Origin of the sequence: Bradyrhizobium sp. AZCC 1678, assembly GCF_036924765.1 — a bacterium.
GTDB classification, from domain to species: domain Bacteria; phylum Pseudomonadota; class Alphaproteobacteria; order Rhizobiales; family Xanthobacteraceae; genus Bradyrhizobium; species Bradyrhizobium algeriense.
Map to the genome: position 1 here is coordinate 3646519 of NZ_JAZHSE010000001.1, position 12831 is coordinate 3659349.

11 protein-coding genes are annotated in these 12831 nt (G+C 61.9%); 8 read left to right on the top strand and 3 right to left on the bottom strand.

The window, feature by feature from the left end:
• Nucleotides 1-9 precede the first annotated feature (9 nt).
• Nucleotides 10-1179 (top strand): Gfo/Idh/MocA family protein, encoded by a 1170-nt coding sequence (locus V1294_RS17250; protein ID WP_334498781.1) that lies wholly within the window; start codon nt 10-12, stop codon nt 1177-1179.
• A gap of 206 nt (nt 1180-1385) precedes the next feature.
• Here V1294_RS17250 and V1294_RS17255 read toward each other — a convergent pair whose 3' ends face one another.
• Together V1294_RS17255 and V1294_RS17260 are read right to left on the bottom strand one after the other, a co-directional pair.
• A complete protein-coding gene (locus V1294_RS17255; RefSeq protein WP_334498782.1) occupies nt 1386-2696 on the bottom strand; it encodes an ABC transporter substrate-binding protein in 1311 nt (436 codons plus the stop codon).
• Nucleotides 2697-3010: 314 nt separating this feature from the next.
• On the bottom strand, nt 3011-3982 hold the full coding sequence (locus V1294_RS17260; RefSeq protein ID WP_334498783.1) for a LysR family transcriptional regulator: 972 nt from the start codon (nt 3980-3982) through the stop codon (nt 3011-3013).
• Between the two features lie 148 nt (nt 3983-4130).
• On the opposite strand from V1294_RS17260, the gene V1294_RS17265 reads away from it, so the two are divergent.
• The 7 genes from V1294_RS17265 (at nt 4131) to cbbX (ending at nt 12208) form a co-directional block, all read left to right on the top strand.
• Nucleotides 4131-5168 (top strand): class 1 fructose-bisphosphatase, encoded by a 1038-nt coding sequence (locus V1294_RS17265; protein WP_334481874.1) that lies wholly within the window; start codon nt 4131-4133, stop codon nt 5166-5168.
• 13 nt (nt 5169-5181) lie between these two features.
• Nucleotides 5182-6057, top strand: coding sequence for a phosphoribulokinase (locus tag V1294_RS17270; RefSeq protein ID WP_334498785.1), 876 nt, complete (start codon nt 5182-5184; stop codon nt 6055-6057).
• The gene (gene tkt, locus V1294_RS17275) at nt 6054-8093 is read left to right on the top strand and encodes a transketolase (protein WP_334498787.1); all 2040 of its coding nucleotides are present in this window, start codon (nt 6054-6056) and stop codon (nt 8091-8093) included. Before V1294_RS17270 ends, tkt begins: the two co-directional genes overlap by 4 nt.
• Nucleotides 8094-8128: 35 nt before the next feature.
• Nucleotides 8129-9214 (top strand): class II fructose-bisphosphate aldolase, encoded by a 1086-nt coding sequence (gene fba / locus V1294_RS17280; protein WP_334498790.1) that lies wholly within the window; start codon nt 8129-8131, stop codon nt 9212-9214.
• A gap of 55 nt (nt 9215-9269) precedes the next feature.
• On the top strand, nt 9270-10730 hold the full coding sequence (locus V1294_RS17285) for a form I ribulose bisphosphate carboxylase large subunit (protein WP_334489768.1): 1461 nt from the start codon (nt 9270-9272) through the stop codon (nt 10728-10730).
• 12 nt (nt 10731-10742) lie between these two features.
• Complete coding sequence (locus tag V1294_RS17290) at nt 10743-11162, top strand: ribulose bisphosphate carboxylase small subunit (protein WP_334498792.1); 420 nt, start codon at nt 10743-10745, stop codon at nt 11160-11162.
• A gap of 152 nt (nt 11163-11314) precedes the next feature.
• Nucleotides 11315-12208, top strand: a complete 894-nt coding sequence (gene cbbX / locus V1294_RS17295) for a CbbX protein (protein ID WP_334498796.1) — start codon at nt 11315-11317, stop codon at nt 12206-12208.
• Between the two features lie 43 nt (nt 12209-12251).
• Here the strand turns inward: cbbX and V1294_RS17300 are convergent, their stop codons facing one another.
• Nucleotides 12252-12725, bottom strand: coding sequence for an Lrp/AsnC family transcriptional regulator (locus V1294_RS17300; protein ID WP_334481866.1), 474 nt, complete (start codon nt 12723-12725; stop codon nt 12252-12254).
• Nucleotides 12726-12831 lie beyond the last annotated feature (106 nt).

Genomic DNA, 12831 nt, shown 5'->3' on the forward strand with positions numbered 1-12831 from the left:
CACTTCGCAATGGCGAAAATCAGGGTCGGCCTGGCGGGGTGCGGCTTCGTGTCCGAGCTGCACATGCATGCCTACCGGCGCGTCTACGGCGTGGATGTCGAAGTCAGGGCCGTTGCGGCGAGGGGCGATCATGTCGTCGAGTTTGCCCGTCGTCACCAGATTCCGACGGCGTATCGCAGCTTTCGCGACTTGGTCGCCGACGCTGATATCGATGTCATCGACATCTGCACGCCGCCCAATTTGCACACGTCGATGATTGTCGACGCGATGCAGGCCGGTAAGCATGTGATCTGCGAAAAGCCGTTCGCAGGCTATTTCGGCCGGGGCGGCGACAAAGCGCCGATCGGCAAGCATGTGTCGAAAGCGTTGATGTATGAGCGCGTGCTGGAGGAAATGGAAAAGACCCGCGCGGCGATCAACCAGACCGGCAGGCTCTTCATGTATGCGGAGGATTGGATCTACGCGCCGGCGGTGACCAAGACCGTGGAGATCCTCAAGGCCACCAAAGACAAGATCCTGTTCATGAAGGGGGAGGAGAGTCACTCCGGCTCGCATGCCGCGCACGCCGCGCAATGGGCGATGACCGGCGGCGGTTCGCTGATCCGGATGGGATGCCATCCGCTCTCGGCGGTACTTTATCTCAAGCAGGTAGAAGCGAAGGCGCGCGGCGAGGCGATCAGTGTCGCGGGCGTGACGTGTGACGTCGGCAACGTCACGGCATGCCTGCGTTCAGATGAACGAGCCGTGCTCAAGGCTAATCCCGTCGATGTCGAGGATTGGGGCATGCTCACGGCCACCTTCTCCGACGGCACCAAGGCCACGGTTTTTTCCGGCGACATGATCCTCGGCGGCGTGCGCAACCTGATCGAAACCTATACCAGCAGCGGCGCGCTATTCGCCAACATCACGCCGAATACGCACATGATGAGCTATCAGACCAGCGAGGAGAAACTCGCAAGCGTCTACATCACCGAAAAGGTCGACCGGAAGACCGGCTGGCAATATGTCTGTATCGAGGAGGAATGGACGCGCGGCTACGTGCAGGAAATCCAGGACTTCATGGAATGCGTCGCGACTGGCCGGCAGCCGCTTTCGGATCTGGCGCTGGCCTTTGAGACCATCAAGGTCAACTACGCCGGCTATTGGGCTGCCGAAGAGGGCCGCCGCGTCACGCTGTGATCGGCACCGGTGCTCGTGTCACCTCGCCCCGCGTGCGGGGAGAGGTCGGATCGCATCGAAGATGCGATCCGGGTGAGGGGGACTCTCCGCGCACTCACGTCTTTCGAATTTGCTGAGACAGCCCCTCACCCCACCCTCTAAGAGCGAGCTTCGCTCGTCTCGACCCCGCAAGACCGGGGCGAGGGAGATCGACAGCAATGGCGGAGCTACGCCGCGTACACCGACGATTTCGGCAGCGGGAACACCGGATCCTGCGTTCTTATGCTGGTCGGCCAAACCACCGAGATATGCTCGCCGGCATTCTGCATCACGACCGGGGTCGAGCGCTCGTTCTGGCCGGAGAGCGGCGTGCCGGGTGGATAGAATTTCACGCCATAGCCCTGAATGGTGCCGCCCGGCGGGATATCCACGTCGAGCGCCGCCTTGCGAACCGCCTCGGGATCGAAGCCGCCGTATTTCTCTTTTGCCACGGGCAGCACATTGTTGAGCAGGATCCAGGTCTGGTTGAATCCCATCGAACAATGCGGCGGCACGTCGGTCGCGCCGGTCTTCTCCTTGTAGCGTGCGACCATAATTTTGGTGAGATCGCCGATCCCGGGAGCGAGTTTCGAAGCATCGAGCAACTGCGCCGGCACCGGATCGATATTGCAGAAATTGTCGATATCGGCGCCGAACGTCGCGCGCAACTTGTCGAGCTGGCTGTAGCCCGCGCCGGCGCCGAACAGCATCTTGAACTTGAGGCCGTTCTCGCGCGCCTGACGCAGGAACAGGGTGATATCAGGATTGTATCCCGCGTGTGAGATCACGTCGGCCTTGGCGCGCTTGAGCTTGGTCACCAGCACCGAGAGGTCGGGCGCGGATGCGGAATAGCCTTCCTTGAGCACGACCTGGAGGCCGCCCTGCTTCGCATAGGCCTCGTCGGCGGCCGCGACGCCGACGCCATAGGGGCCGTCCTCGTGAATCAGTGCGACCTTGACGTCCTTGGGCTCCATGCCGAGTTTGGCTTTAGCGTGCTCGCTGATGAAGCTCGCAAAGGCCTGGCCATACTGGTCGGAATGGATCTGCGCGCGGAACACGTATTGCAGGTTCTTGTCCTTGAACACGGCGGTCGAAACCGCGGTCGTGATCCAGAGGATTTTTTTCTGCTGCTCGACCTTGGCGGCGAGCGGGACCGCGTGCGAACTCGCATAAACGCCGTTGATGATGTCGATCTTCTCCTGGTCGATCAGGCGATTGGCCTCATTGATCGCGACATCAGGCTTGCTCTGGGAATCGGCGGCGATGGGGGAGACCTTGTACTTGCCGCCGATGCCGCCCTTCTCGTTGACGAGGTCGATGGCAATCTGCGCGCCGATCGAGGAGGCGACCGAGCCGCCGGCAGCAAAGGGACCGGTCAAGTCGTAGATCAGGCCGATGCGTACCGTTTCGGCTTGAGCCTGTGCGCGCGTCCAATCGAGGCTGAATGCGGCGGCGGCAGCGGCGGAAGTCTTCAGCAGCGTTCTGCGTGAAGTCGGCATCGTGTCCTCCCACTGAATTATCATTATCGCCGGGACCGGTTTTTCCGGCTTTCAGGCAAGTATTTGGACAATGCGGAAAGAAGTCAACCTACGGACGCGCTCCATAGGGGCGGTCATGGCTGCGGAAACGTGTGGTTACGTGGGCAGGGGCGGCGAGGCTCGGCAAGGCTCACTAACTAAAGTCTGAGAGGGAAAGGCGGAGGCGGCCCGCCGCGGGGAATGGTCCACCGCGAAATGAGCATGAAGCGCGCTGCTTGCTGTCATTGCCAGGCCGACCAGTTTGGCGCTCGATTAGTCGGCATTCGCATATCGCGCTATCGGCGTCCGCTGCGCGCCGACGTCCGGGTGATCCTTATCCTGCCTTGGGTTCGCGGCAGAAATTGCGCGCCGCGTGCGCTGAGGAATTCCAGCATGGCGCGTGCCGGCGGCAGCAGGATCTTGTCCTTGCGGGAAAGGGCGAACCATTGCCTGATGACGGGAAGACCAATCACGTCGAGCGTGACCAGTCGCCGCTCGTCGAGTTCGGTGGCAACCGTGTGTGCCGAAATGAACGCAATTCCGAGACCGGCGATCACAGCCTGCTTGATTGTCTCGTTGCTGTCCATCGCCATGCCGATTTTCGGCCGGATTCGCGCCGTTTCGAACAACTGCTCCATCAGGCCGCGCGTGCCGGAACCGGGTTCGCGCGTCAGGAATGTTTCGTCAGCAAGGTCGCTCAACGGGATGCGGGATTTTCGCACCAGGCGATGGCTGGTCGGCGCGATAATGACATGGGGGTGATCGCCGATCGGGTGGACGTCCATGTCGATGTCCGACGGTGGGCGGCCCATGATCGCGAAATCGAGATCATAGCCGCGTAGCGCCGTGCCGATCTCCTGCCGGTTTCCGATCGAGAGCGCAACATCGATGGTCGGGTGGCGTTTTGAGAATCCGGAGATCATGAACGGCACGAAATATTTTGCGGTGCTGACGGCTCCGATGGAGATGCGGCCCGCGGTCTTTCCCGCCATCATCTCGAGCGAGGTCTCGCAGTCCGCAATCGCCGCTTCGATACGCTCGGACAGCGAGAGCACCTCCCGCCCGGCGTCGGTCAGCAGCATCCCGTCACTGGTGCGCTGAATCAGCGGCAGACCTGCAAGCTCCTGCAGATTGCGGATCTGCAGCGTGACGGCCGGCTGCGTGAGATGCAGGTGTTTGGCGGCGGCGGTAACCGACCGGTCCCGGTGAACGGCTGCGAGCGCGCGCAGCTGGCGAATGGTCAATTCCCGCGGAAACCTGCCTGCCATGGCTCACCCAATATAAGAAAAACTTTGCCAAAGCCAAAGATAAGAAAATTTCACTAATTTTGCAAACTGGGGTGTTGTTAGGCGCGGCGTGCCTGATGGCATGACGCATTGGAGTGGCTCCGAAGAGGGCGCCAATCGGGGAACGGCCATGGACGCACGCATAACCCTATGCTCGCATCTCGATCATGCAGGGTCGGAGACGCCGACCGGTCCCGCCGTGGCCGCCGTGATCGAGACGATTGCCACTGCTGCGATCGGGCTTTCCGATCTCATCGCCGACGGACCGTTGGCCGGCATCACCGGACAAACCCGTGGCGTCAATTCCGATGGCGACCATCAGAAGGATATCGACCTCGTCGCCGACGCGATGATGCGCGCAGCGTTGCGTGCGGCCCCGGTCGCCGCCGTCCTGTCCGAGGAATCGGACCTGCCTGAAGTGCTCAATGCCGAGGCATCTCTCTGCGTCGCCATCGATCCGCTCGACGGATCGGCGAACCTCGAAAACAACATCTCGGTCGGAACCATCTTTTCGATTCGCTCGCGCGGCAACGATATCATCTCCACCTTCTTCGAGCCGGGCACGGCGCAGTGTGCCGCAGGTTTCGTGGTCTACGGCCCTCAAACCACGCTGGTCCTGGCGTTCGACGAGCGCGTCGACATCTTCGTTCTGGACAGGCGTGCCCGGGAATTCCTGCTGATTGCGCGTCGCGTGAGGATTGCGCCCAATACGCCGGAATTCGCCATCAACGCGTCGAACCGGCGGCACTGGCATGGGCCGGTGCGGGCCTATATCGACGAATGCCTCTCGGGTACGAGCGGCAACGGTTCGGTCGATTTCAATATGCGCTGGATCGGCTCGCTGGTTGCAGAGTCGCTTCGCATTCTCGTCCGCGGCGGCGTGTTCCTGTACCCGGCGGATGCGCGGCCGGGATATCGCGACGGACGTCTCCGCCTGCTTTACGAAGCGCATCCGATGGCCCTCGTGATGGAGTGGGCGGGCGGAGCCGCGACCACCGGCCGCCGGCGCATTCTCGAACTTTCGGCGAAAACACCACACCAGCGGGTGCCGCTGATCATGGGCTCGATGCGTGGCGTTCGCGACGTTGCCGCCATTCACGAAGCGATCGAGCCGATGTTCGACAATAGCGATGCGCCGCTGTTTGCGCGTCGCGGCCTGTTTCGCTGACCGGAAAGAGCAGATGTCACGCAGTTATCCCATCATATCGATTACCGGATCATCGGGTGCCGGCACGACCTCGGTGAAGAAGACGTTTGAAAACATCTTCCGCCGCGAGAAGGTCGAAGCCGCCTATGTCGAGGGCGACGCCTTCCACCGCTACAACCGCTTTGAGATGCGCACAAAAATGGCCGAGGAGGCCGAGCGCGGCAACAAGCATTTCAGCCATTTCAGTCCGGAAACAAACCTGTTCGAGGAACTGGAGAAATTGTTCCGCGACTACGGCGAGTCGGGGACAGGAACGACCCGGCACTATGTCCACGACCACGAAGAGGCCAGGCTCTATGGCGCAGATCCGGGCACGTTCACCGAGTGGGAGCCGTTGCCGGAGAAGTCAGATCTGTTGTTCTATGAAGGTCTGCATGGCGCTGTTGTGACCGACAAGGTCAATATCGCGCAGCATGCCGATCTCAAGATCGGGGTCGTTCCCGTCATCAATCTGGAGTGGATCCAGAAGCTGCATCGCGACCGCAGCGACCGCGGCTACACCGCCGAGGCGGTCACCGATACCATCCTGCGGCGGATGCCGGACTACATAAACTACATCTGCCCGCAATTCACCGAGACCGACATCAACTTCCAGCGCGTGCCGACGGTGGACACGTCGAACCCGTTCATTGCGCGCTGGATACCGACGCCCGACGAATCGATGGTGGTGATCCGCCTCAAAAATCCGCGCGGCATCGACTTTCCCTACCTCCTGTCGATGATTCCCAACAGTTTCATGTCGCGCGCCAATTCGATCGTGATCCACGGATCGAAGCTCGATCTCGCGATGCAGCTCATCCTCACCCCGCTGATCCTGCAACTGATGGAACGCAAGAGGCGCATGCTATGACCGATTCCGCTCTGTCCCGTATCGCCGTCCAGCCGGTCGTTTCGCACGCTGAAATGGCGAACGCGATCCGCTTTCTGGCCATCGACGCCGTCGAAAACGCGAAGTCGGGCCATCCCGGCATGCCGATGGGCATGGCCGATGTCGCCACCGTGCTGTTTTCGCGCTTCCTAAAGTTCGACGCTTCCGATCCGGCGTGGCCGGATCGCGACCGGTTCGTATTGTCGGCCGGCCACGGCTCGATGCTGCTGTATGCGTTGCTGCATCTGACTGGTTATGCGGGCGTGACGACGGACGAGTTGAAGGCGTTCAGGCAGTGGGGATCTAAAACCCCCGGCCATCCGGAATACGGGCATACGCCCGGCGTGGAGACGACGACGGGACCGCTGGGGCAGGGGATCGCGGCCGCGGTCGGGATGGCGCTGGCGGAGCGCCTGATGAATGCGCGCTTCGGCGACGATCTTGTCGATCACTACACCTATGTGATCGCCGGCGACGGCTGTCTGATGGAGGGCATCAGTCAGGAAGCGATTTCGCTGGCGGGACACCTCAAGCTCGGCCGGCTGATCGTGCTGTATGACGACAATGAAATCTCGATCGATGGATCGACTTCACTGTCATGCTCGGATGACCAGCTTGCGCGCTTCAAGGCGTCAGGCTGGTCAGCGAGCCGGATCGATGGCCACGACCCCGAGGCGATTGCCGCGGCGATCCGGCACGCCCGGCACGATAGCCGACCGTCCCTGATTGCCTGCCGTACGGTGATTGGCTTCGGCGCACCCAACCGCCAGGGAACAGAGAAGGCGCATGGCGCGCCGCTCGGTGCGGCGGAAGTCGAGAAGACGCGCAGCGCGTTGGACTGGCCGCACGCGCCATTTCAGGTTCCGGGAGCCATAGCCGATGCCTGGCGCGAAACAGGTGCACAGGGACATGCGGCACGGCGGGTATGGATCGAGCGCAGCAGGCGCCAAAGTTCGATGGGACGGTCGCCGTTCCACGACGCACTGAATCGAAAGCTGCCGTGTGGATATGCCGACGTCATGGCGCAGATACGGACTCATTTCGGTACCGAACAGCCGAAAATCGCGACCCGGCAGGCGTCGCAATTGGTGATCGACGTGATCGCGGAAGCGCTGCCCAATCTGCTTGGAGGCTCGGCCGATCTTACCCATTCGAACCTGACGCGCGCGAAGACGCAGCAACCGGTGCGGCCAGATGCTTTCGATGGCAGCTATATCCATTACGGCGTCCGCGAGCATGCCATGGCGGCTGCGATGAACGGCATCGCGCTGCATGGAGGCTTTATCCCATATGGCGGCACGTTTCTGAGCTTTGCCGATTACAGCCGCCCTGCGATCAGGCTGGCTGCGTTGATGGGGATCCGCGTCATCCATGTGATGACGCATGACTCGATCGGGTTGGGTGAAGACGGTCCGACGCATCAGCCGGTCGAGCATCTGGCATCGCTGCGGGCGATACCGAACCTGCTGGTATTCCGCCCAGGCGACGCGGTCGAGACGGCCGAGGCGTGGGACTGCGCGTTGCGGGCAGATATGAATCCGTCGGTGCTGTGCCTGTCGCGGCAGGCGCTCCCCACGTTCCGTGACGTTGCGGGCGAAACCAATCTGGTCACGTTCGGCGCCTACGTCGTTATTGAACCGGAGGAAGGCCGCGACATCACCTTGATCGCAACCGGCTCCGAAGTATCGATCGCGCTCGAAGCGGCAAGACTGCTCGAGAAAGACAACGTCCGCGCCGCGGTCGTCTCGGCGCCGTGCTTCGAGCTGTTCCGCCGGCAATCCCGCGAGTACCGCACCGCCGTTCTCGGACGCGTGCCGAGGGTCGGTGTCGAAGCCGCGATCGAGGGCGACTGGGCGCGCTGGCTTGGCGATGACGGCGAATTCATCGGCATGACCGGCTTCGGCGCCTCGGCGCCGGCGGAAACGCTCTACCGCGAATTCGGCATCACCGCCGATGAGGTGGCGAAGGCCGCGCTGCGCAGCATCGCGCGCTCGCGGATGGCGTTGACCTGCGCATGACACCACGAACGACGATCAACGACACGGAGGCTCAGATGGCGCGAATTACCCTGAGGCAGTTGCTGGACCATGCCGCCGAGCACGGTTACGGCGTGCCGGCATTCAACATCAACAATATGGAGCAGGGACTCGCGATCATGGATGCGGCGGCTTCTGTCGATGCGCCCGTGATCATCCAGGCCTCGCGGGGGGCACGCTCATATGCGAACGACATCATGCTGTCGAAGATGATCGACGCGCTGGAAGAGATGTATCCGCAGATTCCGCTCTGCCTGCATCAGGACCACGGCAACGAGGAATCGACCTGCGCTACCGCTCTGCAACACGGCTTCACCTCCGTGATGATGGACGGTTCGCTGAAGGCCGATGCCAAGACCGCGGCGAGCTATGAATACAACGTCGACATCACCCGCCGCGTGGTCGACATGGCGCACTGGATCGGCGCCTCGGTCGAAGGCGAGTTGGGCGTGCTCGGCTCACTGGAACACGGCGGCGGCGAGCAGGAGGATGGCCATGGCGTCGAAGGCGAGGTCAGCCACGATCAGCTGCTGACCGATCCGGACCAGGCTGTCGATTTCGTTCGCGCCACCAGGGTCGATGCGCTGGCGATTGCGATGGGCACCTCGCATGGCGCGTATAAGTTCTCACGCAAGCCGGATGGCGACATTCTAGCGATGCGGGTGGTGGAGGAAATCCACCGCCGGCTGCCCAATACGCATCTGGTGATGCACGGCTCGTCGTCGGTGCCGCAGCCGCTGCAGGACGCCTTCAACGCATTCGGCGGCGAGATGCCGCAGACCTGGGGGGTGCCGGTCGAGGAAATCGTCCGCGGCGTCAAACATGGCGTCCGCAAGGTCAATATCGACACTGACTGCCGGCTAGCGATGACCGCGGCGTTCCGCAAGGTGGCTGTGCAAAACAGAAACGAGTTCGATCCGCGCAAATTCCTCAAACCGGCGATGGACGCACTGCGCGACCTCTGCCGAGAGCGCTTCGAACAGTTCGGCACCGCAGGCCACGCCTCAGAGATCAAGGTCATTCCGTTGGCCGAGATGGCAAAGCGCTACCGCTCGGGCGCGCTAGATCCACGTATAGGAGGAATGGCCGATGCCGCCGAATGAGCTGATGACCGCCTCGATCCCGACCAGTCGCCGCACACCACCTGAGGAGAGCAACATGAACATGCACTCGATGACCGTTCGCGGCAAGGATCGCTACAAGTCCGGCGTCCTCGAATACAAGAAAATGGGTTATTGGGAGCCCGACTATCAGCCAAAGGACACCGACATCATCGCGCTGTTCCGGGTGACGCCGCAGGACGGCGTCGATCCGGTCGAAGCCTCCGCAGCGGTGGCCGGCGAATCCTCGACCGCGACCTGGACGGTGGTGTGGACCGACCGGCTGACCGCGGCGGAGAAATACCGCGCCAAATGCTTCCGGGTCGACCCCGTGCCGAACTCGCCGGGACAGTATTTCGCCTATATCGCCTATGACCTCGATTTGTTCGAGTCGGGATCGATCGCCAATCTGTCGGCCTCGATCATCGGCAACGTGTTCGGCTTCAAGCCGCTGAAGGCGCTGCGGCTCGAAGACATGCGGTTGCCGGTGGCTTACGTGAAGACCTTCCAGGGACCGGCGACCGGCATCGTGGTCGAGCGCGAGCGGATGGACAAGTTCGGCCGGCCGCTGCTCGGCGCCACCGTGAAGCCGAAGCTTGGCCTCTCGGGGCGCAACTACGGACGCGTGGTCTATGAAGCGCTGAAGGGCGGGCTCGACTTCACCAAGGATGACGAGAATATCAACTCGCAGCCCTTCATGCACTGGCGGGAGCGGTTCCTCTATTGCATGGAGGCCGTCAACAAGGCGCAGGCCGCGTCCGGCGAGATCAAGGGCACCTATCTCAACGTCACCGCGGGCACCATGGAGGACATGTACGAGCGCGCCGAATTCGCCAAGGAACTCGGCTCGGTCATCATCATGATCGATCTCGTGATCGGCTACACCGCGATCCAGTCGATGGCCAAATGGGCCCGCCGCAACGACATGATCCTGCATCTGCACCGGGCAGGGCATTCGACCTATACGAGACAGCGCAGCCACGGCGTCTCGTTCCGCGTCATTGCGAAATGGATGCGGCTTGCGGGCGTCGACCACATCCATGCCGGCACCGTGGTCGGCAAGTTGGAGGGCGATCCCGCGACCACGCGCGGCTATTACGACATCTGCCGCGAGGACTATAACCCGGCGCGGCTGGAGCACGGCGTGTTCTTCGACCAGCATTGGGCGAGCCTCAACAAGCTGATGCCGGTGGCGTCGGGCGGCATCCATGCCGGGCAGATGCACCAATTGCTCGATCATCTCGGCGAAGACGTGATCCTGCAGTTCGGCGGCGGTACCATCGGCCATCCCATGGGCATTCAGGCCGGCGCGACCGCCAACCGCGTGGCGCTGGAAGCGATGATCCTCGCCCGCAATGAGGGCCGCGACTATCTGCACGAAGGCCCGGAGATTCTGGCCAGGGCGGCAGAGACCTGCACGCCGTTGAAAGCGGCGCTCGAGGTCTGGAAGGACGTCACCTTCAACTATGAATCGACCGACATGCCGGACTACGTCCCCACGCCTTCGGTCGCAATGTGAGGAGTGGAAATCATGCGTATTACCCAAGGCTGCTTTTCGTTCCTGCCCGATCTCACCGACGAGCAGATTTCCCGCCAGGTCCAGTATTGCCTGGAGCAGGGCTGGGCGGTGAACATCGAATTCACCGACGACCCGCACCCCCGCAACAATTTCTGGGAAATGTGGGGATTGCCGATGTTCGATCTCCGCGACGCCGCCGGCGTGATGATGGAGCTGAATGAATGCCGCAAGGTGTATGGCGAGCGCTACATACGCCTGTCGGCGTTCGATTCCAGTCACGGCTGGGAATCGGTGCGGCTGTCCTTCATCGTCAACCGGCCAAAGGAGGAGCCCGGCTTCCGCCTCGAGCGGCATGAAATGGCCGGGCGCAATATTCGCTACACGACCAGATCATATGCCGCCGATCGTCCTGAGGGCCGGCGGTACGGTTAGGCACGCGTTCGATCCGGCGGACGAGTTCTCCCTGAACGTGCCTGCGTCTGCCGGATGCACTGCTCCGTCGCCGCGGAAGCGGCGACGGAGTCTTTTCCGAAGCGACGCGTGCAGCGCATTGAGGTTAGCAGATGGACGTGGATACCACCCCAATGACTGATGCGGTTAATCTGCGCGATGAACTCGAGGCCGTCGGCATCGAGGAAATCCTCTCGCAGCTTGACCGCGAACTGATTGGCTTGAAGCCGGTAAAGACGCGTATCCGCGAGATTGCGTCGCTGCTGCTGATTGAACGGATCCGCAAGCGCATGGGACTGGCGTCGGGCGCGCCGACGCTGCACATGTCGTTTACGGGAAATCCCGGAACCGGAAAGACGACGGTGGCGCTGCGGATCGCCAGTATCCTGCACAGGCTCGGTTTCGTGCGCCGCGGCCAGGTGGTGTCGGTCACGCGCGACGAACTGGTCGGACAATATATCGGCCACACCGCGCCGAAGACCAAGGAGATCCTGAAGAAGGCGATGGGCGGCGTGCTGTTCATTGACGAGGCTTATTATCTGCACCGGCCCGACAACGAGCGCGACTACGGCCAGGAGGCGATCGAGATCCTGCTGCAGGTGATGGAAACGCAGCGTGAGGATCTGGTCGTGATTCTCGCCGGCTACGGCGACCGCATGGACAAGTTTTTCGCCAGTAATCCCGGCTTCCGTTCGCGGATCGCGCACCACATCGACTTTCCGGACTATGCCGACGATGAATTGCTCGCCATCGCAGAGCTGATGCTGCGCGACATGAACTATCGCTTCACACAGGATGCGCGCGCGGAATTCGTTCGCTACATCGCATTGCGCAAGAACCAGCCGCTGTTCTCCAACGCGCGCTCGATCCGCAACGCATTGGACCGTTTGCGGCTGCGCCAGGCCAATCGCCTCGTCGCAGATCTCGATCATTTCCTGACGGTGGATGATATCAGGTCGATCGAGGCGTCGGACGTGCTGGCGAGTCGTGTGTTCGGGAAGGGCGGAAAATCCGCCGAGGCGGGTTAGCGTCCGCCTTCTCTGGATGCCGAGTCAACTGCGACAGACGAAGCTAACGCTGTAACGCCGTTTCAGGGATCGCCCTGCGAACCACTTCGCGCATCGCAAAGCTCGAATGGATACGCGCGACGCCGGGCATCCGCGACAGATGCTGCTTGTGGATGCGCTCGAAGTCCGCGATGTCGCGCGCGATCACCTGCAGATGATAGTCATCGCTGCCCGACATCAGGTGACAGGACACCACGTCGGGACAACGGGCGATCGCTGCTTCGAACGCGGCGAGATATTCCTCGCTCTGTTTTTCCAGCGTGATGGTGACGACAACCGTTGTGACGAGCCCGAGCGCAGTCGGTTCGAGATCGGCTCGATAGCCGCGAATGATGCCGGCTTCCTCGAGCTGACGAATGCGACGCGCGCAGGCGGTTGGCGACAGGCCGACCTTTTCGGCGAGTTCGATCTGGCTTGCCCTTGCATCGGAGAGCAATTCAGTCAGAATCCGCAGATCAATACGATCTAGCTCAGTCACGCCGTAATTCCCTAATATTTGCACACAACGCGCAGGATATCTGCGCGAATTCCTTCCGACAAGCCGCAATTCGCAGAGAAGCGCTTCTCGTTCACAGGTAGGTTCC

Bases quoted from the DNA above. Each gene is read 5' to 3' on its own strand.
- V1294_RS17250 (WP_334498781.1), top strand. From the start codon at position 10: ATGGCGAAAATCAGGGTCGGCCTGGCGGGGTGCGGCTTCGTGTCCGAG.
- V1294_RS17255 (WP_334498782.1), bottom strand. From the start codon at position 2,696: ATGCCGACTTCACGCAGAACGCTGCTGAAGACTTCCGCCGCTGCCGCC.
- V1294_RS17260 (WP_334498783.1), bottom strand. From the start codon at position 3,982: ATGGCAGGCAGGTTTCCGCGGGAATTGACCATTCGCCAGCTGCGCGCG.
- V1294_RS17265 (WP_334481874.1), top strand. From the start codon at position 4,131: ATGGACGCACGCATAACCCTATGCTCGCATCTCGATCATGCAGGGTCG.
- V1294_RS17270 (WP_334498785.1), top strand. From the start codon at position 5,182: ATGTCACGCAGTTATCCCATCATATCGATTACCGGATCATCGGGTGCC.
- tkt (WP_334498787.1), top strand. From the start codon at position 6,054: ATGACCGATTCCGCTCTGTCCCGTATCGCCGTCCAGCCGGTCGTTTCG.
- fba (WP_334498790.1), top strand. From the start codon at position 8,129: ATGGCGCGAATTACCCTGAGGCAGTTGCTGGACCATGCCGCCGAGCAC.
- V1294_RS17285 (WP_334489768.1), top strand. From the start codon at position 9,270: ATGAACATGCACTCGATGACCGTTCGCGGCAAGGATCGCTACAAGTCC.
- V1294_RS17290 (WP_334498792.1), top strand. From the start codon at position 10,743: ATGCGTATTACCCAAGGCTGCTTTTCGTTCCTGCCCGATCTCACCGAC.
- cbbX (WP_334498796.1), top strand. From the start codon at position 11,315: ATGACTGATGCGGTTAATCTGCGCGATGAACTCGAGGCCGTCGGCATC.